This is a genomic window from Mesorhizobium sp. M1217 (genome assembly GCF_040318275.1).
Classification (GTDB): domain Bacteria; phylum Pseudomonadota; class Alphaproteobacteria; order Rhizobiales; family Rhizobiaceae; genus Mesorhizobium.
Map to the genome: position 1 here is coordinate 106,286 of NZ_JAMYMA010000002.1, position 25,567 is coordinate 131,852.

Genomic DNA, 25,567 nt, shown 5'->3' on the forward strand with positions numbered 1-25,567 from the left:
TTGTGGGGCAAAGCGTCTCGAATCTCAACCGTCGGTTTCAGCTTTTCTGCGCGGGTCGAGCCGCAACGCTTCCGGCGTCACCGAGCGGTCGGCCGGCTGGGTCTTGAAGGCATCGCGGCCTTCGATTGGCACCGGCGCGCGACGGCTGATGCGCAGCAGCGTATAGGCGGCCAGGCAGAGATGCGCCAACGCAGTAGCCAGGAACAGCCCCTCGGGACGCATCCAGCCCATCAGGCCGGCGGCCAGCAGCGGGCCGATCATCGTGCCGAAGCCATAAAGCAGCAGCAGGCCGCCCGACACTTTGACGAAGTCTTCCGATCGGGCATGGTCGTTGGCATGCGCCACCGCGATCGAATAGAGCGTGTAGGCGAAGGCGCCGTAGGCGGCGGTGCAGACGATAACGAAGACGCCGGAGCGCGGTTCGAACAGGAAGATGGCGATGGCGAACAGCGCAGCGCCGAAAGCCGCGCCCGCCAGCACGAAACGACGGTCCGTCGTGTCGGAGAGCCGCCCGGCCGGAAGCTGCATGGCGGCGCCGGCGATGACCACCAGGCTCATCATGAGCGCGATCTCGGCCGTCGAGATGCCGATGCGAGCTCCATAAACGGCACCAAGCGTGCCCCAGGCGCCGTTGGCGATGCCGATCAGCACGCAGGCGATCGCCGACACCGGCGAATTGACGTAGAGCCCTTTGACGTCAAGCGACACGTCCTGCAGCGGCTTGGGGTGCGACGCCGTCGAGACCGCCGTCGGGATCAGTGATAGGCAAAACAGAATGCCGGTGATCATGAATAGCGACGCCGATTTCACATCGCCGCCGGCAACGATCATCTGACCGCCCATGATCGAGGCATAGGTGACCATCATGTAGAGGCCGAAGACGGTGCCGCGGTTTTCGTTGGTGGCCTTCTCGTTCAGCCAGCTTTCGATGACCATGAAAGCACCGGCCATGGTGAAGCCGGTGAAGGCGCGCAGCAGGATCCAGGTATATTCATCAATGATCAGGCCGGTGAGCAGTGCGACGATCGCTCCCGATGCGGCAAAGGCGCCGAAAGCCCTGACATGACCGGCGCGGCGCACGATGCGTGGCGCAAAGAAGCAGCCGGTGACGAAGCCGCCGGCCCAAGCCGTGCCCATCAGGCCGAGCGATGCGGTCGAGAAGCCCTCCACCTGGCCGCGCAGCGGCAACAGCAGCCCGTGCAGCCCGGATGCCGCCAGCAGGAACGCGGTGCCGCGCAGCAGCGAGAGGATCGGTCTGTAGCTTGCGAACATTGTTCAATCCGGCTGGGGTTCGGGGCACAGGTCTGGAGACAGCGGCATTCGGGCTTTTCGGCGGCGTGCCCGAGCTTTTGGAATTGCCCGCAGTACTATCCGCGGCGAAACAGCGCCTCTGCCGCCGACTTGGTGGAGCCCTTGGTCATGAGCTCGGCTTCCAGCCGGGCGATCTCGCCGCGCAGGATGCCGATCCGCTCGGACAATTCATCGACAGAAAGCAGCGACAGATCCTGCCCGATCTCGTGCGGGCGCGCTTTCTTCTTGGGTTCGTCGTCGAAGACCGCCATCGTCGCTCCTCCGTGATTGCCCATTTGCCTGATTTGCCAATGAGCATACATAGGGCAGGGGTATGGATGCAAATGGCAGGCAACAGCTGGCGCTAGAAACCGGCGAAACACGACGGGAAAATTCATGGCGAACGCACAGAAAATTCCGACCAGGATGATGGCGATCGCCATCTCGGAGCCGGGCGGGCCGCGGGTGCTGAAACCGGAAACCCGCGACGTGCCGGTACCCGGCCCTGGCGAGATCCTGATCCGGGTGCGTGCCGCCGGCGTCAACCGGCCCGACGTGCAGCAGCGCAAGGGTGCCTATCCGCCGCCGCCAGGTGCGTCGGATCTGCCGGGCCTGGAAGCGGCGGGCGAAGTCGCCGCCCTCGGCGACGAGATATCGCGCTGGCGCGTCGGCGACCGGGTCTGCGCGCTGACGGCGGGCGGCGGCTATGCCGAATATGTCAAGGTTCATGCCGGCAGCGTGCTGCCGCTGCCCGCCGGCTTTACCTACACCGAAGCGGCGGCGCTGCCGGAAAACTACTTCACTGTTTGGCACAATGTCTTCGAGCGCGGCGGCCTGAAGAGCGGCGAGACGCTGCTCGTGCATGGCGGCTCATCGGGTATCGGAACGACGGCGATTCAGCTTGCTGCCGCTTTCGGCGCTTATGTCGTCACCACCGCCGGCAGCAAGGAGAAATGCGACGCCTGCCTCAAGCTCGGCGCCGACCGGGCGGTCAACTACCGCGAGGAGGACTTCGTCGCCGCGGTCAAGGAGGCAACCGGCGGCAAGGGCGCCAACGTCATCCTCGACATGGTCGGCGGCGATTATGTCGCGCGAAACTACGAGGCTGCGGCCGTGGAGGGCCGCATCGTCCAGATCGCGACGCAGGGCGGAGCGGTGGCGAGCGCCGATTTCTTCAAAATCATGGCCAAGCGGCTCGTGCACACGGGTTCGCTGCTCAGGCCACGCACGGTGGAGTTCAAGGCGGCAGTCGCGGCTGCGCTGGAGGCGCAGGTTTGGCCGCTGCTCGGCACGCGCAAGGTTGCACCGGTGATGGACACGATCTTCCCGCTCAAGGAAGCCTGGCGGGCGCATGAGCGGATGGAGGAGGGTGAGCACATTGGCAAGATTGTGCTCGATGTCGCCTGACGGCCGGTAAACAGGCTGAACGAAGGCTTAATGGTGCAATGCAACAAACGCATTGCCGCCATGCAAAAGCGTCTGTTCAATTTTTCATCGCCGATGCCTATTTACGCGGCATCGAAACGATGGAGGACTACCATGAACCCGATCCGCGCTTTCCGTAACTGGCGCATGTACAACGAAACCGTGCGCGAACTGAACCGGCTGAACGCTCGTCAGCTCAATGATCTCGGCATCAACCGCGGCGACATAGAGAGAATCGCCCGCCAAGGGCTTTGATCTCGAACACGATCCTGTCCGAAGACCGGGCGCTGCTTTTCCGCAACGCCGAGCCGCGGTTCGGGATCAAGCCTTAGAAGCCAGAGCCGTAGCAGACGGATTTCCGTCGCCGGTTCCGAGCCCGCCCGACCTTGGTCTGGCGGGCTTTGTCTTTTTGAAGCTTTCGACTGCATGGCTTCATGTGCCGACCCTTCGCGGTCTGCTGGTCGCGCCGCCATGCCGTCCTTGACGCGCGCCTGCCAAAAACATTGCGAAATGGCGAGTGAGCAGTTATATAGACCCCGATTTTCCCATTTTGGTGGCTGTAAACCACCGCCCGCGCGGGAACGCGGGCGAACGAGAAGGATTTTTGTAATGGCCAATACGCTGCTGATGCCAAAAGCGACCGCCGTCTGGCTGGTTGACAACACAGCGCTTTCCTTCGAGCAGATCGCGCAGTTCTGCGGACTGCATCCGCTTGAGGTCAAGGCGATCGCCGACGGCGAATCTGCGCAAGGCATCAAGGGTATGGACCCGATCATGACCGGCCAGCTCACTCGCGACGAGATCGCGCGCGCCGAGAAGGACCCGAACCACCGGCTGAAGCTCTCCGACCCCAAGGTGCGGGTGCCGGAATCCAAGCGCAAGGGTCCGCGCTACACTCCGCTGTCCAAGCGCCAGGACCGGCCCAACGCCATCCTCTGGCTGGTGCGCAACCATCCCGAGCTCAAGGATGCGCAGATTTCCCGCCTTGTCGGCACGACGAAGTCGACGATCGACCAGATCCGCGACAGAAAACACTGGAACTCCGCCAATCTCCAGCCGATGGATCCAGTGACGCTCGGCCTGACGTCGCAGATCGACCTCGACATGGAAATCAACCGCGCCTCGCGCGGCCGCGAGCAGGCGCAGCCGGTCGGCGATACGCTGCTGCCGGCCGCCTTGACCGAACGGCTGGTGCCGGCGCCGGAAAAGCCGAAGGACGAGGACCGCGAACTCGACGCCAACGCCGTCTTCGCCAAGCTTTCGGCGCTGAAGTCGAAGGACAAGGATACGGACGAAGAGGAATAGAGGTCTCGCATCCAAAACAAAAAGCCCGCTTTCAAGCGGGCTTTTTTGCGATCTTCCGTGTCAGCTTCGCGCCGCCCGGTCCGGTGCCATGCCGTAGTGCTCGCTGCGTTCCACCGCGCGGTAGAAATCGGCGAGCTGCTTGCCGCGCTCCGGCTTGAAGGTGCGGCCGGCGATGACCACCGAGGCGATGCGGTCGATGCGGAAGGCGCGGAAATCGCCGCGCATCTCGCACCAGGCGACCAAGGTCCACACCTTGCCCCAGAACCACAGGCCGAGCGGGCGGATGTCGCGCGCGGTGCTGCGGCCGGCCTCATCCGAATAGTCGATGGTCAGCACCTGACGTTTCTCGATGGACCGCTCAATCAGGTCGATGGCTTCGCGGGCGGCGTCGCTTACCACCCACATCGGCGTGTGGATCTCGGTGCGGGCGATGCGGTCCTTTTCGGCGTCGGGCAGCACGGCGCCGATCTTGACCAGCGCCTCGTCGGCGGCTCGCGCCATGGCCGCGCCGCCAAAGGCGCGCACCATGCGGGCGCCGGCGACCAGCGCGACGATCTCGTCACGCGTGAACATCAGCGGCGGAAGGTCGAAACCCTCCCTCATCATGTAGCCGACACCGGCCTCGCCGTCGATCGGCACGCCGGTCGACTGCAGGTCGGCGATGTCGCGATAGATGGTCCGCTCGGAAACCTCGAGCCACGTGCCCAGCTTCTGGGCGGTGACCAGACGGCCACCGCGCAGGTGCTGCACGATCTGGAAGAGCCTGTCGGCGCGGCGCATCGTATGGTCCCTCGGCGTCTATTGCTCCAGCCCTTCGCGCTTGCGCTGCGCGGCGACGGAGGCCGCGCCGAAGGACAGTTTCCTCGTTGTCGGCGTGCTTGCGTCGAGCACCCGCCAGAACGGCGCAATGTCGCCCAGCGCCATGCCACGCTCAAGATCCTCGTTGGCGGCCTCGGCGACGGTACGCAGATGATAGCCGATGGTGACCGGACATGTCACCTCGGCACTGTGCTCGATGGCGAGCGCCATGCGCAAAGCCCGGATATCCATGTCCATGCCTTCGGGGATGGCGCGGATGAATGCATCGACCTGGCGAGTTGTAGGAACCAGCATCGGCTGGCCTTCGACGACATCAGCGATGGTGCGTGGCGACGGTGTTATGCCGTTGATGCCAGGCGTGTTCAGCCTGTCGGTCCAGCTTTTCATCGATCGTCCTCTCGGCCGTCCGTCTCTGACGGCCATCCCACTATGGCACGAGCCTCCTGACACCATACTGTCAGGAGGCTTCAGCATGCCTGTTTAAGCTCATCGCCGGGCCGCATCCAAACGCCGGGCAGAAAGATTGCCTCAGTTGCCGCCATTGTGGCGGTCGCCATACATGTCCGGCCAGCCAATATCCTTGCGGATGTCCGCCGGCAGGGTGTTCATGAAACGCTGGGTGCGGATCTCATTGCGCATCGTCCGGATCTTGCCGACATAGTGCTGCACGCTACGCAGAATGGTAAAACCGTTCATGGCTGGTCTCCTCTCTTTCGATGCAGGCACTATCGCACACCCCTACTGACAGCAGTCTGTCAGGAGGGTGCGGCTCTCATGACCGGCGTTCCAATTTGTCCACCGAAGTGATCGAACAGTACTGAAAAGAGGCGTGCCGCGGTGGAAAGACCGCGATCGCGGAGCCGCTTTGACAGCCAGCCGCGATGCTGATCAAAGGCTGCATGTCGAAACTTCTCGCGCTCGTCATCATCGCCATGATGGTCATCCAGCTCATCAAGCCGCTCGGCTGGCCGGGGCTGAAGCGGCGCAGCGATTTCTGGAAGCTGGCGCTGTTGGCTATGGCCGCGATTTCGATTACGGCGGTGCTCGGACACTGGACGTAATGCATGTCGCGCAAAAGTGTGCAGCGGTTTTGCGCCAACGACATACATAAAACAAAGAACCTAAAGCGCGTCGCATGAGGCCAATCGAACGCGACGCGCTTTAGTGCCGGCAGCCGCTACGCGACGCCCGGTTCGTTGGCGAGCACCAAGCCGGCCAGATGTTCCGCCCAGGCGCGGTAGCCGGCTTCCGAAGCATGAAATCCATCCGACGCAAAGCCGGCCTCGGCGTCAGTGATCGGCAGGCGGGGCGCCGGTATGGCGCCGCGCTCGAGGCAAAGGCGCTCGCCCATCCGGTTCATCTCGCCGGCGCGGATCTCGAGGATCTTGCCGAGCAGCGGCGGCATTGCCGGCGCCCGGGTGAACTCCAGCACCGGCGACCACACCACGCGCGCCTCCGGCCATTTGGCGCGCAGCGCGTAGAGCAGGCCGCCAAAATCGCGCTTGAAGCGCGGTACCGAATGAAAATTCTTGGTGTCGTTGGTGCCGATGGCGAGCACGATATGCGTCCACGGATCGGCCGACAGATTGGGCAGCACATGATCGCGGATCTGGCCAGAGGTTGCCGAGTTGAAGCCGGCTGCCCGCCAGCGCACGGTGCGGCCGGTGCGTTGCGCAATTAGAACGGCCAGTTGCGCGGCCAATCCGTTTTCGGAATTGCCGATGCCGACTGAGGCGGCGGAGGAATCGCCGAGCACCAGCAGCGAGATTGCCGGCGCCTGGCCTGATATCTCGTGCATGACCGGACCTTGTGCCGGCAGCATGCGGGTGGTGCGGCGACGCACGCCAAGTCCTTGCCAGACATAGACCGGAAAGGCGAGCCAGGTGAGAAGGGTCGGAAAGCGCCGCATGGCAAATCCCTTTTAGGGCACAGCGAACAGCACTTAGCGCATGTTGCACTGAAGGTGAACGACCTTGCAGCGACAGCCTGTCGCCTCAATGGCAGCAGTCATGCGTCCCGGATTGGTCTTCATACTCGTCATGCAGCCGCACCCAGTCGGCGAGGCTATGATGCGGCCCGGTTTCGTTGCGGCCTTTCGGCGTCAGGTCGAGATAGTGATAGGCGCCGATCAGCGGATCGCCGCCTCTGGAGCGCGAGATGAAAGTCAGGAAGATGTCGCCTTTCTCGTCGCGATAGAACACGCTGGTGCCGGGAAGGTCCTTCGATCTCCGCGCGCGCCGCTCGAAATTGTAGGTCGTGTCGCCGGCCGCGATCTGCTTGTCGGTGAATGACACCTGCATATCGAAGTTGAAGTCCGAGGCGTAGGACGACACCCAGTCGAATTTCCAGCCCATGCGCTGCTTGTAGGGCAGAAGCTCGGCCAGCGGCGCCCGCGCCACCACGACAAGCGAAACATCGTGGTGCCTGAGATGCTGGTTGGCGCCGTCGATGTGGTCGGCAAGGAACGAGCAGCCCTCGCAACGATAATCGGCGCCCGGCCCGAACATGAAATGGTAGACGATCAACTGGCTGTTGCCGCCAAACAGGTCGGGCAGTTTCTTTGGCCCTTGCTCGGTCTCGAAGACGTAGTCCTTGCGGATCTTCAGCCATGGCAATTCGCGGCGTTCGGCGGCGACGCGGTCGCGAAAGCGCGTCAATTCCTTTTCGCGCGCCAGATGCGCCTTGTGCGCCTGAAACCAGTCTTCCTGCGAAACGGTCTTGTTGTTTGGCATAGGTCTGCTCCTCTTTTCACGGAGGACGTTCGGCAGCGAGGAATGCCGACACCGAGCTGCATTTCAGTTGCGAGAAAATTGCAGCCCTTGCTGCTTTCAAGCAAAACCCGGGCACGTGGCCCGGGTCGGGAGAAACGCAAGATGGATTCGGTTAAGCGGCTTGCTCCAGCGACGGCTGCCATTGTCCAAGCGCTGCCAGATGGTTCATGTGGGCGCGATGGGCGAAGGCGGCCTGCGCGGCGGCGACGTTCGCCGCCTTGCCGCTCCAGGCCTTCTGCGGAGCGGCCTGCAAGGCGCGGCCGTAGGAGAAGGTCAGCTTCCACGGATGCGGGCCGATGGCGTTGATGGCGTTGAGGTTGGCGGTCGCTTGCTCGTCCGATTGTCCGCCCGAAAGGAAGGCGATGCCTCCGATCGCGGCTGGCACCGTCTCGCGGAACAGTTTTATCGTCCTTTCGGCGACCTCGTCGGGGCTGCTGACCTTGCCCGATTTCTTGCCGGCGAGAACCATGTTTGGCTTCAGGATGGTGCCTTCGAGGACGACGCGGGCCGCATAGAGCTCGGTGTATAGCTTTGTCAGTGTCGCCTTGCTGATCTCGTAGCAAGTGTCGATGTCATGAGCGCCGTCCATCAGCACCTCCGGCTCGACGATCGGCACGATGCCGGCTTCCTGGCAAAGCGCGGCGTAACGGGCGAGCGCATGGGCATTCGAGCCGATCGAGGTGGCGGAAGGCACCCCCTTGGCAACATCGATGTCGATTACCGCGCGCCATTTGGCAAAGCGGGCGCCAAGCTTGTAATAGTCGGCGAGGCGTTCGCGCAGGCCGTCCAGGCCTTCGGTGATGGTATCGCCGGGAAATCTTGCCAGAGGCTTGGCGCCGGCGTCGACCTTGATGCCGGGAATGGCGCCTGATGCCTTGATGATGTCGACCAGCGGCGTGCCGTCGGCGGCCTTCTGGTGGATGGTCTCGTCATAGAGGATAACGCCGGAAATGTACTTGGTCATTGCATCGCTGGCGCGGAACATCATCTCGCGATAGTCGCGGCGGCTGTCGGCGGTCGACTCGACGCCGATGACGTCGAAGCGCTTCTTGATAGTGCCGGAGCTCTCGTCGGCAGCCAGCAGGCCCTTGCCGTTGGCCACCATCGCGGCGGCAATGTCCTCGAGACGTTCGCTCATCGTGCTTCTCCTGAAAGAATTGACCCGTACCCAGCAGACCACCAGAGCAACGCAGGTTCAAGTCGAACCCTTTCGTCGGAGAAGCGCGAATCGATTGAAAATCGCGAGCGCACTGCTTCGCGCTGTTATTAACGCCGCGCTCAGCGCTTCAAGACGTCGACGCCGGGCAAGGGCTTGCCTTCCATCCATTCGAGGAAAGCGCCGCCGGCCGTCGAGACATAGGTGAAATCATCGCTGACGCCGGCATGGTTGAGGGCGGCCACCGTATCGCCGCCGCCGGCCACCGAGACCAGCCTGCCGGCCTTGGTGCGCGCTGCCGCGTGCCTGGCCGTCGCCACCGTCGCATGGTCGAACGGCTCGATCTCGAAGGCACCGAGCGGCCCGTTCCAGACCAGCGTCGCGGCACGGTCGATCCATTCGGCAATGGTTTTCACGGTTTTCGCGCCGACATCGAGGATCATGCCATCGGCTGGTACGTCTGCTATGGCGACGGTCTCGCTTGCGGCACCGGCCTTGAACTCCCTGGCGACAACGCCGTCAGCGGGCAGGATGATGGCGCAGCCGGCCTCGGCCGCCTCGATCATGATCTGCTTGGCGGTGGTCGCGAGATCGTGCTCGCACAAGGATTTCCCGACGTCGGTGCCGCGTGCCGCGAGAAACGTGTTGGCCATGCCGCCGCCGATGACCAGCGCGTCGACCTTCTTCACCAGGTTCATCAACAAGTCGATCTTGGTCGAGACCTTGGCCCCGCCGACAATGGCGACAACCGGGCGGACGGGATTGCCGAGGCCCTTTTCCAGCGCATCGAGCTCGGCCTGCATGGTGCGCCCGGCGAAGGCCGGCAGCACGTGCGCCAGCCCTTCCGTCGACGAATGGGCGCGGTGCGCAGCGGAGAAGGCGTCGTTGACGAAGATGTCGCCGTTGGCGGCGAGCTTTTCGGTGAAGGCCGGGTCGTTCTTCTCCTCGGCTTTGTAGAAGCGGGTGTTCTCGAGCAGCAGCACATCGCCGCTTTCCATGGCGGCGACGGCGCTCGCGGCCTTGTCGCCGATGCAGTCGGTGGCAAAGCCAACCGGACGGCCGAGCACGTCCGCCGTCGCCTTGGCGATCGGCTCGAGCGAGAATTCCGGCGCCGGTCCATCTTTGGGACGACCGAAATGTGCAAGCAGGATGACCTTGGCGCCCTTGCCGGACAGCTCGGCGATGGTCGGTACAATGCGCTCGATGCGGGTGGCGTCGGTGACCTTGCCCTCAGTGACGGGAACGTTGAGGTCGACACGCACCAGCACACGCTTGCCGCTGATATTGCCGATGTCGTCCAGTGTCTTGAAGTCGGCCATGCTGATCCCTTTCGCGAAAAATCGCGGGGACCTTACCCCGCATCAACGACGATGCAAGACCTGCCTGACGGTTCTGCTTAAGGGTTCACGGAAAATGTGATCGCGTGTCGAAGATGAAGCGCCCAGCGGGAGCGAGATGGGCAGCAATGGCGCGAAACGCGCCGACATATGGCTTTACCGGTTGCGCACCACAATGCATGCGCCGCCGACACTGTGCAGCTTCTGGCAAATATCGTCGGCCTTGGCTTTGGTGTCGGCGCCGATCCGCACCGCATAGATGCCGCGCCTGCCGATCGGTGTGCGCACCCGGCTGACCACCGGATTGCGACCGCTGAGCAAGGCTGGAAACCGCCGTTTCACATTGCTCCACTGATTGAGCGCCGCGGCGCGGCGGAAATTGCCGGCCACCTGCACGCCCCATGGCTTGATGTTGATCGACGACATCGGCACGGTTCTGGACATGATCACCGGCAGCGTGCGGCAGGCGGCAGCGAAGCTCGCCTTCTTGTCGAGCGGCCGGATGACGCCGGCATACGCGGCATCGGTGAACCTGTCGGCCGGCTCGCCCATGACGTCCAAAACGTAGCTTTCGGTCTCCATCGGCAAGAAGCCGCCGGAATTCAGCCAGCGCGTCACCCGGCTCTCGCCGGCATTGTATGCGGCTGCGGCGAGGCCCAGATTGCCAAAGCCGGTCTTCATTTCGGCGAGGTATTTTGCCGAGGCCGGGATAGCCTGCTCGATATCGAACGAATTGGCGAGCCCGCGCATCTTGGCGGTACCCGGCATGAATTGGGCGATACCCTCCGCACCGACGGGGCTGACCGCATTGGGATCGAAGCGACTCTCCTTCCAGATCAGCCGGGCAAAGAAATCCCGGGGCAGGCCGTTCTGGTCGGCATGCGTCTCGATAAGATCGCAAACTCGATCGATCAGCTTCTGCTTGGCCGGCCGCGGCGGATCGGCCTGGACGGCCGTCGCCCAGCCCAGCCCGCAAATGACAGCCAGCGTCGCCCCAAGCAAACGCCGCATCGAACTACTCCGCCGCGGCTTTGCCGTGTTGCCCAAACCGCCGTTCGATGTAGTCGGAAACCATTTTCTCGAAATCCGCGGCAATCGACGGGCCGCGCAGCGTCGCCGCCTTCTTGCCGTCGACGAATACCGGGGCGGTCGGCGTCTCGCCGGTGCCGGGCAGCGAAATGCCGATATCGGCATGTTTGGATTCGCCCGGACCGTTGACGATGCAACCCATCACCGCGACCTTGAGGTTCTCGACGCCGGGATATTGTTCGCGCCACACCGGCATGTTCTTGCGCAGGTCGGCCTGGATGTTCTGGGCAAGCTCCTGGAACACGGTCGAGGTCGTGCGGCCGCAGCCCGGGCAGGCGGCGACGATCGGCACGAACTGCCGGAAGCCCATGGTCTGCAACAGCTCCTGCGACACCTGCACTTCGCGTGTGCGGTCGCCGTTCGGCTCCGGCGTCAGCGAGATGCGGATGGTGTCGCCGATGCCTTGCTGGAGAAGGATGCCCATCGCAGCCGATGATGCGACAATGCCTTTCGAGCCCATGCCGGCCTCGGTCAGGCCGAGGTGCAGCGCATGGTTGGAACGGGTGGCAAGCTCGGTGTAGACGGCGATCAGATCCTGCACGCCGCTGACCTTGGCCGAGAGGATGATTTTCTCGCGCGCAAGGCCAATCTCTTCGGCCATTTCGGCCGACAGGATCGCCGACTGCACGATCGCTTCGCGCGTCACTTCCTGCGCGGTCAGCGGAAAGCCTTGGGCCTGGTTGTCGTCCATCAGCCGGGTCAGCAGCTCCTGGTCGAGCGAACCCCAGTTGACACCGATGCGCACCGGCTTGTCGTATCGGATAGCCATCTCGACGATCGCCGCGAACTGCCGATCCCTCTTGTCCTTGAAACCGACATTGCCGGGGTTGATGCGGTACTTGGCCAAGGCCTCGGCGCAGGCCGGATGATCGGCCAGGAGCTTGTGGCCGATGTAATGGAAATCGCCGACCAGCGGCACGTCGATCCCGAGCCGCTCCAGTCGCTCGCGGATGGCCGGCACAGCGGCAGCGCTTTCGTCGCGGTCGACCGTTATGCGCACGATCTCGGAGCCGGCGCGATGCAGCGCCGCCACTTGCGCCACCGTCTGGTCGACATCGGCCGTGTCGGTGTTGGTCATCGACTGGACGACGACTGGGGCGCCGCCGCCGACCATCACGCCGCCGACGTCGACACCGACCGACCTGCGGCGCGGGAAGGGTGAGGAAAAATATCCGGTCATGCCGGCTGCCTTTAATCTTGAAGGTCCGGGCATGAGGTGGAGGAGCAAAGATGGCTTGTCAATGGCGACTGGCGCGCAGACCTAGCAAATCGGAAATGGCAAGACGGCAGCTTGCCGCAAATCCATAAGCGTTTCCGGCAGCATAGAGACATGCCACCGGAAAGAAATCGCGCGCCAGGCGGCGCAGCTAGTCCTGGATGGGCGTCAATGCGTCGTCGGTTTCGCCTTCAGTTTTTCAATCTCGTCCTTGAGCGCCAGCTTGCGCCGCTTGAGATTCACGATTTCGAGGTCGTCTACCGACGGATGGGTCATCGCATCGTCGATTTCGCGTTCGATGTCGCCGTGTTTCCGCTGCAGCTCATCAAGATGGGATGCAAGAGACATGATTGGTTCTCCCTTTCATGGTTTCCTCGGATTGCAGCCGTCATGGCACGTCCACCGCAGGCTCGCTTCTGTGACGGCATAATGACAGTGTGCCACCATCGCGCACCGATGTCGAATGCTGCGTGGTAGCATTCCACGACAATATGAAATGTGGTATGGGCTGCGCGCCGGTGCAAGAAGACCCCCGGTCCCGCCCAATCAGGCCCATAGTTTGGGCGCCGCAGACGTGCAGACGGTAAAAATGTCCGATCAGGAACAGGCAGATATCCGCCTCGAATATTCCCGGCTGAAGCAGGAACACGCCGATTTCGACGCGGCCATCAATGCGATGATCGCCATGAATTGCGACCCGCTGCAGATCCAGCGCATGAAGAAAAAGAAGCTTTTCCTGAAGGACAGGCTGATGGCGCTGGAAGACAAGATCATTCCAGACATTATCGCTTGAACGGACGCCGGCGCTGGCCTGCTGGAAAGGCGGCCTATGCCGCGATCGAAAGCCGCGCGGCGCGCTCGAGCAACAGCTCTATCAGGTCATCGGTCTTTTCGGTCGAGGTATCGATGGGAACCACCAGGCACATCGTCGCCTCGACCCTGCCCGGCGCCGAAAAGACCGGCGCGGCCAGGCATTTCGTGTAGGCATCGACAAGGCCGGAGGTGACGCAGTAGCCGGCCGACTTGGCCACCGCGATATCGGCTATGAAATCGTCGAGCTGCAACCTGCGGCCGTCCGGCAGTGCGAGGTCGTCTTCCGAGACCATATCCTCGATCGCTGCCCTTTCGAAGCCGGCGAGGAGCAGTCGCCCGGAAGCTGTCCAGGGGAGCGGTATTTGCAGACCCGTCGCCGAGCTGATCCTGAATGGCCTGGTTCCCGGGCTTGAATGGACGATGGTGTAGCGGCCGCTTTGCAGCATGCACAGCTCCGAGGTCTCGCCGGTCTCGCGTGACAGATGGTCGACTTCCTGGCGCCCTCGCCTGAGCAGGTCGTTGCCCCGCACATAGTCCATTCCGTAGAGATAGAGCTTCTTTCCAAAATAGACCCGATTGCCGTCTCCGGCCATCTCCAGCAGGCCTGCGTCAACCAGCGAGCGCACCAGCGTATAGGTCGTCGACCGCGGTGCATTCACCCCTCTGGCAAGATCGCCAATGCCGATCGCGCGCTGGGTCGCGTGAAGAAACTCCAGAATCTGGAGGACCCGGTTGAGGCCCTTCTCCCGAGAACCCGAGTTCTTGTCTTCGTCCAGACCGGCGTCCGGTCGAGCGGCCAAGGCATTGCCTTCTTGCATTATCGATTCCTGATGTTAATCTGTCTTGTACAGAGTACAGGCGTCCTTTGTAAGGGACAAGGACGTCAGTTGCAACCGATGCCTGCGCTGCTGGTCCAACGGGGAACACAACACGAAGGAGGTCGCCGTGAACGACACATCCAAAAGGCGTGAATTTCTGAAACTGGGAATGGCCGGGCTTGCAACGGCCGGAGTGATGAGTGCCGCCACTGCGGTCGATGTCCAGAAAGCTGCGGCCCAGGCAGCGCCTGACAGCCTGCTGCGCACCGTTCTCGAGCGCGGCAAGGTGATCGTCGGCACCGGCAGCACCAACGCGCCCTGGCACTTCGAGAACGATGCCGGCGAACTGGTGGGCATGGACATCACCATGGGTCGCATTCTCGCCAAGGGGCTTTTCGACGATCCGACCAAAGTCGAATTCGTAATGCAGGATCCGGCCCAGCGCATTCCGAACGTGACCACCAACAAGGTCGACATCACCATCCAGTTCATGACCATGACCGCCCAGCGCTCGCAGCTGATCCACTTCTCCAGGCCCTACTATGTCGAAGGCATCGCCTTGCTGACCCTTCCGAACGCCGAGAATAAGACCTTCGACAAGCTGCTTGCCGCCGGTTCGGCGACCCGGATTTCCATCCTGCAAAACGTCGATGCCGAGGCAAACGTGCGCATCGTCCTGCCGGAGGCGCAGGTGATGCAGATAGATACGCAGGCCAACGTGCTGCAGGCACTGGAATCGAAACGATCCGACGCCGCCGCCGTCGATCTGTCGACGGTCCGCTGGCTCGCCTCGCGCAATCCGGACAAATACTTCGATGCCGGCAAGAGTTGGTTCTCGATGCTTTATGGTGCCGCACTGCGGCAGGGCGACCTCGACTGGCTGACCTTCGTCAACCAGACCTTCGCTATCGCCATGTTCGGCCATGAAACGGCACTCTACGACGCTGCGTTCAAGGATTATTTCGGACAGGAGCCGCCGGCCCGCCATCCCGGATTCCCGGTTATCTGATCCATCAGGCGGAAGGATGCCTCCGGCGCCCTTCCGCCTCGTTCCCGGACTGTCGGCACTAAGCAGGACGCATGGGCTATACCCTCAACTTCAACCTGATCTGGCGGCATTTCGACAAGCTCTGGGGCGGGCTGCTGCTCAGCCTTGAGCTGGCCGTCATCTCTATCGCGCTCGGCATCGTCATCGGGCTGCTTCTGGCGGTCTGGTACGTGTCGGCCGGGCGAGCGGTGCGGACCGTCATCGCGGGCTATGTCGAATTCATCCGCAACGTGCCGCTGATCCTGCTCGTCTACCTGGTCTTCTACGGCCTGCCGACCGTGGTCGATATCGCCTACAGCGCGCAAACCTCGTTCATTGCCACGCTGTCGCTCTACAGCGGCGCCTATCTGGTCGAGGTGTTCCGCTCCGGGCTCGAGGCGGTGCCGCGCGGACAACTCGACGCCGGCAAGGCGATTGGCCTGACCCCTTGGCAGAGACTGCTCCATGTACGCTTGCCGACGATGCTGCGCATAACGCTGCCGGCGCTTTCCAACACTTTCATATCGCTCTTCAAGGACACGTCGGTGGCGTCGGTCATCTCGGTACCCGAGCTCACCTATGGCGCCCAGTGGATCAACTTCAACACCTTCCGCATTGTCGAGGTCTATCTGGTGGTGACTGCGATGTACCTGTTGACCGGCTACGCGCTGCTTTTCGCGCTGCGGCTGGTCGAGCGCCGGTTCAAGGCGGCGCGCTGACATGCTGAGCCAGATCATCTATGCCTTGCCGTTCCTCGCCGAAGGCTTTGCCGTAACCTTGTGGGTGTCGCTGCTGGTTGTGGTGCTATCGCTTATCGCCGGCGTGCTGATGGGTGTCGGCCTCGTCTATGGTCCGGCTCCGCTGCGCTGGGCAGTGCGCGTCTTCAGCGACACCATACGCGGCATTCCGATCCTGGTGCTGATCTTCTTCGTCTATTACGGCCTGCCCGCGGTGGGACTGCATCTTGAGTCCTTTTGGGCGGCCGTACTCGCCCTCACCCTCTTCAAGACCGCACAAGTCGTCGAGTATCTCAGGGGCGCCGTCGGCTCGATTCCCAAGGGTCAGTCCGAGGCGGCGATGGCGATCGGGCTGACCTTCCGCCAGCGGCTGGCCTACGTCATTTTTCCGCAAGCGTTCAGGCGCTTCCTGCCGCCCTGGATCAACGGCGTCACCGACGCGGTGAAAGGCAGCGCGCTGGTCTCGCTGCTCGGCATCACCGACCTGATGCAAGCGATCAACCAGGTCATCGGCCGCACCTATGAGGCGATGCCGCTCTACATCCTCGGCGCGCTCGTCTACTTCGCCGTCAACTACGCCCTCTCCTTGGCCAGCCGGCGGCTGGAGCGGCGTTTCTCCTTCATCCGGGAATAACAAGATGTCCAAAGCCTCGCACGCAAATCCGGCGCTTCTCGATATCTCCGAGGTCTCCAAAGCCTTTGGATCCGTCGAGGTCCTGCGCTCGGTCAGCCTCAAGGTGACGCGCGGCGAGGTGGTGACGGTCATCGGCCCATCCGGCAGCGGCAAGACCACCCTGCTGCGCTGCGTCAATTTCCTGGAGAGCTATGATAACGGCTCGATCCGTATCGACGGTAAAGAGGTCGGCTACCGCGAGGCGGGAACACGCCAGCGACGCAGCGAGCGCGACCTTGCGGCGATGCGCGCCGAGACCGGAATGGTGTTCCAGAGCTTCAATCTGTTTCCGCATTTGACTGCGACCGGCAACATCATGCTCGGCCTGCGCAAGGTGCGCGGCAAGAGCAATGCCGAGGCCCGCACCATTGCCGAGCACTGGCTCGGCCGGGTCGGGCTCGCCCACAAGGCCGACAGTCTGCCGGCCGAGCTTTCCGGCGGCCAGCAGCAGCGCGTCGGCATCGCCCGCGCCGTGGCGATGGAGCCGAAGATCCTGCTCCTCGACGAGATAACCTCGGCGCTCGACCCCGAACTGGTTGGCGAGGTGCTCGAGGTCGTACGTAGTCTGGCCGAAGACGGCATGACGATGCTGATGGTCACGCACGAGATGGCTTTTGCACGCGACGCATCGAGCCGCATCGTTTTCATGGCGGATGGCGGCGTCAGTGCCGTCGGACCTCCCGCCGAGATTCTGGCTGCGGACTTCGACAATGAACGCCTTCGCAGCTTCCTGGCGCGGTTTCGCGCCTCGCATTTTTGACACCGGACGGCGAAAGCTGTCGCAAGGAGCTTTTATGACGCCTTACATCCGGCTCGCGGAATTGGGCCTGACGCTGCCCGAGCCGCCGAAGCCCATCGCCAACTTCGTCACCTATGCCGAGAGCGGACGGCTGATCTTCCTCTCCGGCCAGGGGCCGTTGCGCGCTGATGGCGCGCTCTGCACCGGCAAGGTTGGCGAGGATGTCTCCGTGGAGGAGGCCTATGGGCATGCCCGTCTCACCGGCCTGAACCTGCTCGCCGTCATGCATGCCGCGGCCGGCGACCTCGGCCGCATCGTGCGCGTCGTCAAGCTGCTTGGCTTTGTCAATGCAACGCCGACATTCAGCGAGCACCCCAAGGTGGTGAATGGCTGTTCCGATCTTTTCGCGGCCGTCTTTGATACGCTTGGCGGACACGCCCGTTCCGCGATCGGTGTCGGCTCGCTGCCGGGCAACATCACAGTTGAAATCGAGGCGGTCGTCGAGATCGCCGCCTGAAAACAGGATCTACAGAGATGACGACCTATTCCGCTGACCGTTCCAATACGACAATCCGCGAACGGCTCGGCCTTCGCCCGATCATTAATGTTTCCGGAACGATGACGGCGCTCGGCGCTTCGATCATCGTGCCGGAAGCGATTGCCGCAATGTCGGAAATCGCCTCGCAATGGGTCGAGATGGACGATCTGCAGCGCGCCGCAAGCACGGTGATTGCACGCCTCACCGGCGGCGAGGCCGGCTTTATCACCGCATGCTGCGCCAGCGGCATAACCATGGCGATTGCCGGCGCGATGACCGGAACCAGCCTTCTTGCGATCGAGCGGCTGCCGGACGACACCGAGGGCCTCAAATCGGAGGTCATCGTCCAGCTTGGCCACATCGTCAATTATGGCGCGCCGATCGACCAGTCGATCCGGCTTGCCGGAGCCAAGGCAGTGCCCGCCGGCACGGTCAGCGTTACGCAGGACTATCATGTAGGCGAGGCGATCCAGGACCGGACGGCGGCAGCCCTCTACGTCGTCGCGCACCACACCGTGCAATACGGCATGCTCTCGCTCGAAGAGTTCTGCGAGATCTGCCACGCCAAGGGCGTGCCGGTGATCGTCGACGCCGCCTCGGAATACGATTTGCGCGGCTTTCTGGCGCGCGGCGCCGACATTGTCGTCTATAGCGGGCACAAATTTCTCTCAGGGCCGACAAGCGGCATCGTTGCCGGCCGCAAGGATCTGGTGCGGGCCGCCTATCTCCAGAACCGCGGCGTTGCGCGCGCCATGAAGGTCGGCAAGGAGAGCATTGCCGGCACCATGGCGGCCCTGGAAGCCTGGGAACGGCGCGACCATGCCGGCATCCGCCAGCGGGAAGAAGCCGCACTGCATCTGTGGCAAACCGCATTGCAGGGCCTGCCCGGCATCGCAGCAAACATCATTCCCGATCCGACCGGAAATCCTCTCGAGCGCCTGCAGGTGTTTGTTGCGCCCGAAAGCCGGTTCACCGCCGCCGGGCTGGCCTCGGCACTGGCGGCGGGTTCGCCCCCCATTATCGTTCGCAACCACGAGGTCGAGCGCGGCCACTTCTTCCTTGATCCGTGCAATCTGCACCCCGGCGAGGCGGAGATCGTCGCCGAGCGCCTGCGGGCGGTGTTGAGCGCTGCTGAGCGGCCCGCGGATGCGATGAAGTCCGCTCGCAAGCAGTCTGCCGGGGCTTTGCGCTGGCCGGATTAGGTAGCGATGGCGCCATTCGCCCGAGTGCGGGACGCTCCTATCCTTGCGGCTCCCCTCGATTTCCGCTAATGCGCGCGTTTGCCGCCGGGGAGCAGAAGCTTGGACAATCACCGCGCCGACGTCGCCATCATCATGGGCAGCCAGTCCGACTGGGCGACGATGCGCCACGCCGCCGAAACGCTTGAGGCGCTTGGCATTCCGCACAAGCGGCTGATCGTCTCGGCCCACCGCACTCCCGACCGGCTCTATGACTTCGCCAAGGGCGCCAAGGGCGCCGGCTACAAGGTGATCATCGCCGGTGCCGGCGGTGCGGCGCATCTGCCGGGCATGACGGCAGCGATGACGCCACTGCCGGTGTTCGGCGTGCCGGTGGAATCGAAGACGCTGTCCGGCCAGGATTCGCTGCTATCCATCGTGCAGATGCCGGCCGGCATTCCGGTCGGCACTTTGGCCATCGGCAAGGCCGGCGCTGCCAACGCTGCCCTTCTGGCTGCCGCGGTGCTGGCACTGAGCGACGAAAAGCTTGCCGCCCGGCTGGATAGTTGGCGCGCCGCACAGACCGCCAAGGTGGCCGCCGAGCCCGTGGACACGCCGTGAGCCTGCCCGCCGGATCGACCATCGGCATCATTGGCGGCGGCCAGCTCGGCCGCATGCTGGCGATGGCCGCGGCCCGCCTCGGCTACCGCATCGTCGTGCTGGAGCCGCAGCCAGACTGCCCGGCGGCACAGGTCGCCAACCGGCAGATCGTCGCCGCCTACGACGACGCGGCCGCGCTCGGCGAGCTGGCTGCGGCCAGTGCCGTCGTTACTTACGAATTCGAGAACGTTCCGGTTGCGGCCGCCGCGGCACTTGCCACCACGGTCCCGGTCTATCCGCCGGCACGCGCACTGGAAGTGGCTCAGGACCGGCTGGCGGAAAAGAAATTCCTCAACGGCATCGGCATACCGACCGCGGATTTCAGCCCCGTCGACAATGACGAGGAACTGACGGCCGCGCTGAAAAAGTTCAACGGCAGCGGCATATTGAAGACGCGCCGGATGGGCTATGACGGCAAGGGCCAGCGTGTCTTCCGCAACATGGAAACAGGCGGCTTTGCCGGCACTTGCGAGGCGATGGGCAACGTGCCGTTGATCCTGGAATCATTCGTCGCCTTCGAGCGCGAGATTTCGGTGATCGCCGCGCGCGGCATCGACGGTTCGCTCGCCGCCTACGATCCGGCCTGGAATGTCCATCGCAACGGTATTCTTCACAGTTCGACGCTGCCGGCCGGGGTGAAGTCCGACACGGCGGCTGCGGCTCAAACGGCGGCGGCCGAGATACTTGCAGCGCTCGACTATGTTGGCGTCATCGGCGTCGAATTCTTTGTCCTGGCCGACGGTTCGCTGCTGGCCAACGAGATTGCGCCGCGCGTCCACAATTCCGGCCACTGGACGGAGGCCGCCTGCACCATCTCGCAATTCGAGCAGCACATCCGCGCCGTCGCCGGCCTGCCGCTGGGAAATCCCGCACGGCAGTTCGACTGCGTCATGGAAAACCTGATCGGCGACGACATCCGGCGCGTTCCTGAACTTCTCGCCGAGCCCGATCTGATGCTGCACCTCTATGGCAAGGCCGAGGCGCGGCCCGGCCGCAAGATGGGCCATTTCACGCGCGTGAGCCGCCGCAGCTAGAGCATGATCCCGAAAAGTGGAATCCGGTTTTCGGGAACGATCATGCTCAAACAAAAGTTAGAACCTACGCTTACTGGATGTCGCCGCTCTCGTCCTCGTCGGGGCTGGCGCAGCTCACATCGCCTTCCGCGCAGGTCGAATCGGCGGTGAGCTGTTTGGTGCGGTCGTCGGTCAGCCGCGTCAGGCATTCCGATATCAGCATCGGATAGATCGAGCCGCCTTCGCTGTCCGCGGCGGAATAGCTGCATTCCGCGTCGCGAAAGGCGATCCACGCGCGCTGCGCCGTCTGCAACAGCTTCCTGGCTTTTGCATCGCTTGCGCTGATGAGCTCTTGGTAGGCCTTGTTGAGTTTGGCGTCGGCGGATTTGTAGTCCGCGTCGGCGCAGATGTTCATCATCTGCTGGCTGTCGTCGTTGCGGTCGCATTCCTGCGCATGGGCAACAGAACCTGCCGCAAGGACGGCAAGACAGGCGGACACAAGAATTCGGCGCATGATGATCTCCAATTCGCAACCGCATCATTCCAGCCGTCTCAAGCCCGCGCAATGCCGCAAGGCGCCGTTGGCGGGTATTTCGATGATACGAAACGGTCCGTATCGTTTAGGCAACGCGCTTGCGGTTGACACGGGCAAGGCTCCTCGTCTATGAGCCACGCACAGTTCAAAGGCGCGTCTGTGGGCGCGCCTTAATAGTTCGGCCCGGGACCGGGCCCAGACCGACGGGCAAGACCATGAAGATCAAGAATTCGCTCAAGGCGTTGAAGGCGCGTCACCGCGACAACCAGCTGGTTCGTCGCAAGGGCCGCGTCTACATCATCAACAAGACCGCTCCGCGCTACAAGGCGCGCCAGGGTTGAGTTTTTGACCGGAGGCTGCGCGCCTCCGTGCGCATGATACGCCTCTCACGCTAAATTCAGTTGACGATCCGGCGTCGGGGGCTAGATTCCCGCGATGCGGATTCTTTTTGCATTTTTCACGGCTTTCTTCGTTTCCAGCGCTGTCTCGCTGCCGGCGTGGGCTGAAGATCCGACAGCAAATCGGCCGACAGCACCTCCGGTTGTGATGACGAAACAGGCGCGGCTCGATCAGCTGTTTGCCGATCTCAAGCGCGAACGCAACGAAAAGGCGGCCGAGCGCATCGCCGGGCGCATCGGCAGCGAGTGGTCCCAGTCGGGCAGTGCCTCGATCGACCTGATGATGCAATGGTCGCAAAAGGCGACTGAAAACCAGAAATTCGATGTTGCGCTCGATTTCCTCGATCAGGTGGTAACCCTGCAGCCGACCTATGCGGAAGGCTGGAACCGGCGCGCCACGGTTCATTTCATGATGAAGAACTACGGGAAGTCGATGTCGGACATCGACCGTACCCTGCAGCTCGAACCACGCCATTTCGGCGCGCTTTCCGGCCTGGCCCAGATCATGGCCGAAACCGGCCACAAGCAGTCGGCGCTCGAGGCCTGGCAGCGCGTTCTCGGCATCTATCCGATGATGCGCAGCGCCCAGGACCAGGTCGCCGCACTTTCCGAAGAGCTTGCCGGCGAAGGCATTTGAGACCAGTAAGGGAATAGGGGAGTAAGGCAGTATGTGAGTGGTGTAGATGCACTCCGGAACACATCCCCTACTCCCCTACTCCCCTATCGGCCCGATCTATGCCGCTTGCTTCCGTGACGAGTTTCTCCACAAGGGCGGCGGCCGGCATCTCCCGCAGCTTCGCAACGCCCTGCCCGGCCCAAATAGGCAAGAAGTCAGCCCGCTTGCTTTCATCCTTTGCCATTGAAAGCGGCATGACCAGACTCGCCTGTAGCGGAAACGCCAGCGCAGCATCTTCCTCACCAGCCATTTCCATCACAAACCGGTTGCGCACCACGCGCGCTGGGCGGCCAGTGAAGCAGCGAGTCACCGACGTGCTCTCGTCGTTGGCCGAGCGCAATGCTACGCGATAGACTGGCTGCACATTGGCTTCAGGACAGGCCAGGAAAGCCGTGCCGATCTGCACACCAGATGCACCAAGTGCAAAGCTGGCAGCAATGCCGCGACCGTCGAAGATACCGCCGGCAGCAATTACAGGCACCCGCACGGCATCAACAATCTGTGGTACGAGGGCCATAGTGCCGGCTGTGCCGATAGCAGGGTCGCCAGTGAATGTGCCGCGATGCCCACCCGCCTCGTATCCCTGCGCGATAATGGCGTCCACCCCTCCTGCCTCAAGCTGGCGCGCTTCCGAGACGGTGGTAGCCGAACACAAGACAGTACAGCCGGCCGCTTTCAACTGCTGCACAATTGCGGTGTCGGGTAGGCCGAAGTGGAAGCTGACCACCTTCGGGCGCAGCTCGAGCACAATTTCGAGACGCTCACGATCGAAGGTGGGGAAGGGCTCGCCCGGCTCGGGTACCGGTCCGAGGCCGACCTCCTCATAGCGGCCGCGAAGGCGGTCGCGCATACTTTGGGCTGCCGCATCATCGCGTGCCGGCGGCGGGTGCGCAAAGAAGTTGACGTTGATCGGACGATTGGTGGCGTGCTGCGTCGCCGTGAGCTGCTCGCGGATAGCCTCCGCAGGCAGAATACCGCATCCGAGCGAGCCTAGTGCCCCGGCATTGCTGACTGCCGCCGCGAGTTCCGGTGTGGTGATGCCGCTCATCGGCGCCTGGATTATCGGGTGTTCAATGCCGAGGAGTTCCAGAAGATCAGTGCGCATCCACATTGGATCACCCTCCTCTTTCTCCCAGGAGAGATTACCTTAACTGACTTCCAGCTCAAGTCGGATAGGGCCTTCGAACCGCTTCACGGCCGGCCACAGGCTGATGCAAGCTGGCGGAGTTCGGCGTCGATCCTAACCCGACTGCGGTCGACGCGCCGGGCTGGCGCCGCGTTTACGACGCGCCATGCAGCCGGCCCATCCGGCAGCCGCAGCCGACATTAGCGGCCGACTTCCGATCCGACATAGGCGATGCGCAGCATGTTGGTCGAGCCCGGCGTCCTCAGCGGCACGCCGGCCGTGATGATGACGCGGTCGCCGGGCTTGCCGAAGCCTTCGTCCAAAGCGATGCGGCAGGCGCGATCGACCATATCGTCGAGGTCGATGGCATCGGGAGAAACGACGCAATGCGTGCCCCACAGCAGCGACAGCCGCCGCGCCGTGTTGAGGATCGGCGACAGCGCCACGATCGGCACCTGCGGCCGCTCGCGCGCGGCGCGCAAGCCGGTTGTGCCGGACGCGGTATAGGTGATGATCGCCGACAGCTTAAGCGTCTCGGCTATTTCGCGGGCGGCGAGCGAGATGGCGTCGGCTCCCGTCGCTTCCGGTTCCGAGCGCTGCGCGTTGATGATGCCGGCATAGGTCGGGTCGGTTTCGACCTTGGTGGCGATCCGGTTCATCATCGCCACCGCCTCGACCGGATAGGCGCCGGCGGCGGACTCCGCCGAAAGCATTATCGCGTCGGCGCCTTCAAACACGGCGATCGAAACGTCCGACACCTCGGCGCGTGTCGGCACCGGCGCGGTGATCATCGATTCCAGCATCTGCGTGGCGACCACCACCGGCTTGCCGGCACGGCGCGCGGCGCGAGTGATCTGCTTCTGGATGCCAGGCACGGCTTCGAGCGGCATCTCGACGCCGAGATCGCCGCGGGCAACCATCAGCGCATCCGAAAGTTCAATGATCTCGGCCAGCCGGGCGACGGCCTGCGGCTTTTCGATCTTGGCCATGATCAGCGCCCGGCCGCGTGCGATCTTGCGTGCTTCGGCCAGGTCCTCGGGCCGCTGCACGAAGGACAGTGCCACCCAGTCGACGCCGGTCGCCAGAACCGCGTCGAGATCCCGGCGGTCCTTTTCCGTCAGCGCTCCGACCGGCAGGTCGGTGTCGGGCAGGCTGACGCCCTTCTTGTCGGAAATGATCGTGCCGGCGACGACGGTGCAGACGATCGCCTTGCCGTTGCTGCTGACCGCCTTGAGCTCGAGCTTGCCGTCGTCGATCAGCAGGCGATGACCAGCCTCGACCGAACGCAGGATTTCAGGATGCGGCAGGTAGACCCTCGTCGAATTGCCGGGTTCGGGATTGTCGTCGAGCGTGAAGGTCTGACCGACGGTCAGCACCTCTTTGCCGTTGGCGAACTTGCCGACGCGCAGCTTTGGCCCTTGCAGGTCTGCGAGAACGCCGATCGGCCGGCCGACCGCCTCCTCGACGGCACGAATACGGCCGACGAGCGTACGCATCAATTCATGGTCGGTGTGGCTCATATTGATGCGGAACACGTCGGCGCCGGCTTCGAACAGCTTCTTCAGCATCTCCTCGGACGAGGAGGCCGGACCGATGGTGGCGAGGATCTTGACCTTGCGGCTGCGTCTCATTGACTGTTTGTTCCCGGGGCGGCTGGAGCGCCATCCGTTGCGGGCTCGTCAGTCAGCTGGACCATCCAGCTTGCCTGCTCGCCCGTGTCATATTCCTGGAATCCGGCGCGCTGAAAGCCTCGGGCGACGCAATCGGTAACGCCGGCGATCTTGAACTCTTTTTCGGCCACGCACATGTTGATCGGGCCATCCCAGCGTCCGCCGCGCTCGGCGTCTTCTGCATAAAGATAGTAAAACCTTGATGACAACGGTCCCTCGATCAGCGTCTTGCAACTCGATCCTTCGATGTGCCACCAGCCTTCGGTGATCCAGCCGGCTTTGGCGCGATAGCCGATGCCGACGCCGACCAGGTTCTGCGTGGCATTGCAGACGCGGAAATCGGCGCGTGCCGGCGAGGCCGAAATCACCACAAAAAGGCCCATGGCCGGTATCAGGAGCGGCATGGCCAAGGCATGGCGCACACGCAGCCTGCCGGCGAAACCCATCCCGAAACCCCTCAAGAACCACATTTGCATCTCTCAACGCCCCTTTTCGGAAAAGTCCGTACGCATGTCAACGCGCCGATCTGTCCAATCCAATCGATTTAGAAGGCTCTGG

General features: G+C 63.2%; 32 protein-coding genes. 15 read left to right on the plus strand and 17 right to left on the minus strand.

Translation table 11 applies throughout. The features are described from left to right. Positions 1-24 precede the first annotated feature (24 nt). On the minus strand, positions 25-1,272 hold the full coding sequence (locus tag NKH37_RS03190; protein WP_352480880.1) for an MFS transporter: 1,248 nt from the start codon (positions 1,270-1,272) through the stop codon (positions 25-27). 95 nt (positions 1,273-1,367) lie between these two features. Further along, positions 1,368-1,562 (minus strand): DUF1192 domain-containing protein, encoded by a 195-nt coding sequence (locus NKH37_RS03195; protein WP_023720974.1) that lies wholly within the window; start codon positions 1,560-1,562, stop codon positions 1,368-1,370. A 124-nt stretch (positions 1,563-1,686) separates the two neighbouring features. Between NKH37_RS03195 and NKH37_RS03200 the strand changes: the two genes are divergently transcribed. The 3 genes from NKH37_RS03200 (at position 1,687) to NKH37_RS03210 (ending at position 4,020) form a co-directional block, all read left to right on the plus strand. Then, entirely contained in the window at positions 1,687-2,697 is a 1,011-nt protein-coding gene (locus NKH37_RS03200; RefSeq protein ID WP_353003809.1) for an NAD(P)H-quinone oxidoreductase, read from the plus strand. A gap of 132 nt (positions 2,698-2,829) precedes the next feature. Further along, positions 2,830-2,970 (plus strand): DUF1127 domain-containing protein, encoded by a 141-nt coding sequence (locus tag NKH37_RS03205; RefSeq protein ID WP_023720976.1) that lies wholly within the window; start codon positions 2,830-2,832, stop codon positions 2,968-2,970. A 354-nt stretch (positions 2,971-3,324) separates the two neighbouring features. Next, on the plus strand, positions 3,325-4,020 hold the full coding sequence (locus NKH37_RS03210; RefSeq protein ID WP_023720977.1) for a DUF1013 domain-containing protein: 696 nt from the start codon (positions 3,325-3,327) through the stop codon (positions 4,018-4,020). A gap of 60 nt (positions 4,021-4,080) precedes the next feature. Here NKH37_RS03210 and NKH37_RS03215 read toward each other — a convergent pair whose 3' ends face one another. The 3 genes from NKH37_RS03215 to NKH37_RS03225 all read right to left on the minus strand — a co-directional run bounded on the left by NKH37_RS03215 (position 4,081) and on the right by NKH37_RS03225 (position 5,535). After that, positions 4,081-4,800: a helix-turn-helix transcriptional regulator gene (locus tag NKH37_RS03215; protein WP_353003811.1), complete on the minus strand. Its 720-nt coding sequence runs from the start codon at positions 4,798-4,800 to the stop codon at positions 4,081-4,083. 18 nt (positions 4,801-4,818) lie between these two features. Beyond that, a complete protein-coding gene (locus tag NKH37_RS03220) occupies positions 4,819-5,226 on the minus strand; it encodes a hypothetical protein (RefSeq protein WP_352917719.1) in 408 nt (135 codons plus the stop codon). Positions 5,227-5,367: 141 nt separating this feature from the next. Continuing rightward, the gene (locus NKH37_RS03225) at positions 5,368-5,535 is read right to left on the minus strand and encodes a hypothetical protein (RefSeq protein ID WP_023720979.1); all 168 of its coding nucleotides are present in this window, start codon (positions 5,533-5,535) and stop codon (positions 5,368-5,370) included. A gap of 203 nt (positions 5,536-5,738) precedes the next feature. On the opposite strand from NKH37_RS03225, the gene NKH37_RS03230 reads away from it, so the two are divergent. Then, positions 5,739-5,900 (plus strand): hypothetical protein, encoded by a 162-nt coding sequence (locus NKH37_RS03230; protein WP_008873884.1) that lies wholly within the window; start codon positions 5,739-5,741, stop codon positions 5,898-5,900. A 116-nt stretch (positions 5,901-6,016) separates the two neighbouring features. On the opposite strand, the gene NKH37_RS03235 is transcribed toward NKH37_RS03230, so the two are convergent. The 7 genes from NKH37_RS03235 to NKH37_RS03265 all read right to left on the minus strand — a co-directional run bounded on the left by NKH37_RS03235 (position 6,017) and on the right by NKH37_RS03265 (position 12,756). Then, positions 6,017-6,748: an SGNH/GDSL hydrolase family protein gene (locus tag NKH37_RS03235; RefSeq protein WP_023720980.1), complete on the minus strand. Its 732-nt coding sequence runs from the start codon at positions 6,746-6,748 to the stop codon at positions 6,017-6,019. Positions 6,749-6,833: 85 nt separating this feature from the next. Further along, positions 6,834-7,571 carry a DUF899 domain-containing protein gene (locus NKH37_RS03240; RefSeq protein ID WP_023720981.1) on the minus strand — a complete coding sequence of 246 codons (738 nt, stop codon included), beginning with the start codon at positions 7,569-7,571 and terminating at the stop codon, positions 6,834-6,836. Between the two features lie 151 nt (positions 7,572-7,722). Further along, positions 7,723-8,748, minus strand: coding sequence for a class I fructose-bisphosphate aldolase (locus NKH37_RS03245; RefSeq protein ID WP_023720982.1), 1,026 nt, complete (start codon positions 8,746-8,748; stop codon positions 7,723-7,725). A 140-nt stretch (positions 8,749-8,888) separates the two neighbouring features. Next, a complete protein-coding gene (locus NKH37_RS03250; protein WP_352999125.1) occupies positions 8,889-10,085 on the minus strand; it encodes a phosphoglycerate kinase in 1,197 nt (398 codons plus the stop codon). A gap of 174 nt (positions 10,086-10,259) precedes the next feature. Beyond that, on the minus strand, positions 10,260-11,114 hold the full coding sequence (locus NKH37_RS03255; protein WP_352961795.1) for a lytic transglycosylase domain-containing protein: 855 nt from the start codon (positions 11,112-11,114) through the stop codon (positions 10,260-10,262). A 4-nt stretch (positions 11,115-11,118) separates the two neighbouring features. Further along, positions 11,119-12,372, minus strand: a complete 1,254-nt coding sequence (gene ispG / locus NKH37_RS03260; protein WP_352480886.1) for a flavodoxin-dependent (E)-4-hydroxy-3-methylbut-2-enyl-diphosphate synthase — start codon at positions 12,370-12,372, stop codon at positions 11,119-11,121. 204 nt (positions 12,373-12,576) lie between these two features. Continuing rightward, positions 12,577-12,756: a YdcH family protein gene (locus NKH37_RS03265; RefSeq protein WP_023678481.1), complete on the minus strand. Its 180-nt coding sequence runs from the start codon at positions 12,754-12,756 to the stop codon at positions 12,577-12,579. Between the two features lie 241 nt (positions 12,757-12,997). Here NKH37_RS03265 and NKH37_RS03270 point away from each other — a divergent pair, with 241 nt between their 5' ends. Beyond that, the gene (locus NKH37_RS03270) at positions 12,998-13,201 is read left to right on the plus strand and encodes a YdcH family protein (protein WP_023678480.1); all 204 of its coding nucleotides are present in this window, start codon (positions 12,998-13,000) and stop codon (positions 13,199-13,201) included. Between the two features lie 34 nt (positions 13,202-13,235). On the opposite strand, the gene NKH37_RS03275 is transcribed toward NKH37_RS03270, so the two are convergent. Further along, on the minus strand, positions 13,236-14,039 hold the full coding sequence (locus tag NKH37_RS03275) for an IclR family transcriptional regulator (protein ID WP_353003816.1): 804 nt from the start codon (positions 14,037-14,039) through the stop codon (positions 13,236-13,238). 127 nt (positions 14,040-14,166) lie between these two features. On the opposite strand from NKH37_RS03275, the gene NKH37_RS03280 reads away from it, so the two are divergent. From NKH37_RS03280 to NKH37_RS03315, 8 genes are all read left to right on the plus strand, one after another. Further along, on the plus strand, positions 14,167-15,048 hold the full coding sequence (locus tag NKH37_RS03280) for a transporter substrate-binding protein (protein ID WP_352917720.1): 882 nt from the start codon (positions 14,167-14,169) through the stop codon (positions 15,046-15,048). A gap of 71 nt (positions 15,049-15,119) precedes the next feature. After that, positions 15,120-15,785: an amino acid ABC transporter permease gene (locus NKH37_RS03285; protein WP_352917721.1), complete on the plus strand. Its 666-nt coding sequence runs from the start codon at positions 15,120-15,122 to the stop codon at positions 15,783-15,785. Between the two features lies 1 nt (position 15,786). Beyond that, the gene (locus NKH37_RS03290) at positions 15,787-16,437 is read left to right on the plus strand and encodes an amino acid ABC transporter permease (RefSeq protein ID WP_352640167.1); all 651 of its coding nucleotides are present in this window, start codon (positions 15,787-15,789) and stop codon (positions 16,435-16,437) included. A 4-nt stretch (positions 16,438-16,441) separates the two neighbouring features. Then, positions 16,442-17,236, plus strand: a complete 795-nt coding sequence (locus NKH37_RS03295) for an amino acid ABC transporter ATP-binding protein (RefSeq protein ID WP_352855444.1) — start codon at positions 16,442-16,444, stop codon at positions 17,234-17,236. A 34-nt stretch (positions 17,237-17,270) separates the two neighbouring features. Continuing rightward, the gene (locus NKH37_RS03300) at positions 17,271-17,732 is read left to right on the plus strand and encodes a RidA family protein (protein WP_023678474.1); all 462 of its coding nucleotides are present in this window, start codon (positions 17,271-17,273) and stop codon (positions 17,730-17,732) included. A 17-nt stretch (positions 17,733-17,749) separates the two neighbouring features. Beyond that, positions 17,750-18,955: an aminotransferase class V-fold PLP-dependent enzyme gene (locus NKH37_RS03305; protein ID WP_031194547.1), complete on the plus strand. Its 1,206-nt coding sequence runs from the start codon at positions 17,750-17,752 to the stop codon at positions 18,953-18,955. A 99-nt stretch (positions 18,956-19,054) separates the two neighbouring features. Then, on the plus strand, positions 19,055-19,552 hold the full coding sequence (purE, locus tag NKH37_RS03310; protein ID WP_352961802.1) for a 5-(carboxyamino)imidazole ribonucleotide mutase: 498 nt from the start codon (positions 19,055-19,057) through the stop codon (positions 19,550-19,552). Beyond that, complete coding sequence (locus NKH37_RS03315) at positions 19,549-20,625, plus strand: 5-(carboxyamino)imidazole ribonucleotide synthase (RefSeq protein WP_352640164.1); 1,077 nt, start codon at positions 19,549-19,551, stop codon at positions 20,623-20,625. The genes purE and NKH37_RS03315 overlap by 4 nt, the downstream gene beginning before the upstream one ends. Positions 20,626-20,695: 70 nt before the next feature. Here the strand turns inward: NKH37_RS03315 and NKH37_RS03320 are convergent, their stop codons facing one another. Further along, positions 20,696-21,118, minus strand: a complete 423-nt coding sequence (locus tag NKH37_RS03320) for a lysozyme inhibitor LprI family protein (protein WP_023720994.1) — start codon at positions 21,116-21,118, stop codon at positions 20,696-20,698. A gap of 236 nt (positions 21,119-21,354) precedes the next feature. On the opposite strand from NKH37_RS03320, the gene ykgO reads away from it, so the two are divergent. Continuing rightward, on the plus strand, positions 21,355-21,480 hold the full coding sequence (ykgO, locus tag NKH37_RS03325; RefSeq protein ID WP_006327841.1) for a type B 50S ribosomal protein L36: 126 nt from the start codon (positions 21,355-21,357) through the stop codon (positions 21,478-21,480). A gap of 94 nt (positions 21,481-21,574) precedes the next feature. Then, positions 21,575-22,174: a tetratricopeptide repeat protein gene (locus tag NKH37_RS03330; RefSeq protein ID WP_023720995.1), complete on the plus strand. Its 600-nt coding sequence runs from the start codon at positions 21,575-21,577 to the stop codon at positions 22,172-22,174. A 67-nt stretch (positions 22,175-22,241) separates the two neighbouring features. Here NKH37_RS03330 and NKH37_RS03335 read toward each other — a convergent pair whose 3' ends face one another. From NKH37_RS03335 to NKH37_RS03345, 3 genes are all read right to left on the minus strand, one after another. After that, a complete protein-coding gene (locus NKH37_RS03335; RefSeq protein WP_352788774.1) occupies positions 22,242-23,324 on the minus strand; it encodes an NAD(P)H-dependent flavin oxidoreductase in 1,083 nt (360 codons plus the stop codon). A 215-nt stretch (positions 23,325-23,539) separates the two neighbouring features. Beyond that, positions 23,540-24,970 carry a pyruvate kinase gene (gene pyk / locus NKH37_RS03340; protein ID WP_352494178.1) on the minus strand — a complete coding sequence of 477 codons (1,431 nt, stop codon included), beginning with the start codon at positions 24,968-24,970 and terminating at the stop codon, positions 23,540-23,542. Beyond that, positions 24,967-25,413 carry a DUF1036 domain-containing protein gene (locus tag NKH37_RS03345; protein WP_245278666.1) on the minus strand — a complete coding sequence of 149 codons (447 nt, stop codon included), beginning with the start codon at positions 25,411-25,413 and terminating at the stop codon, positions 24,967-24,969. Before NKH37_RS03345 ends, pyk begins: the two co-directional genes overlap by 4 nt. Positions 25,414-25,567 lie beyond the last annotated feature (154 nt).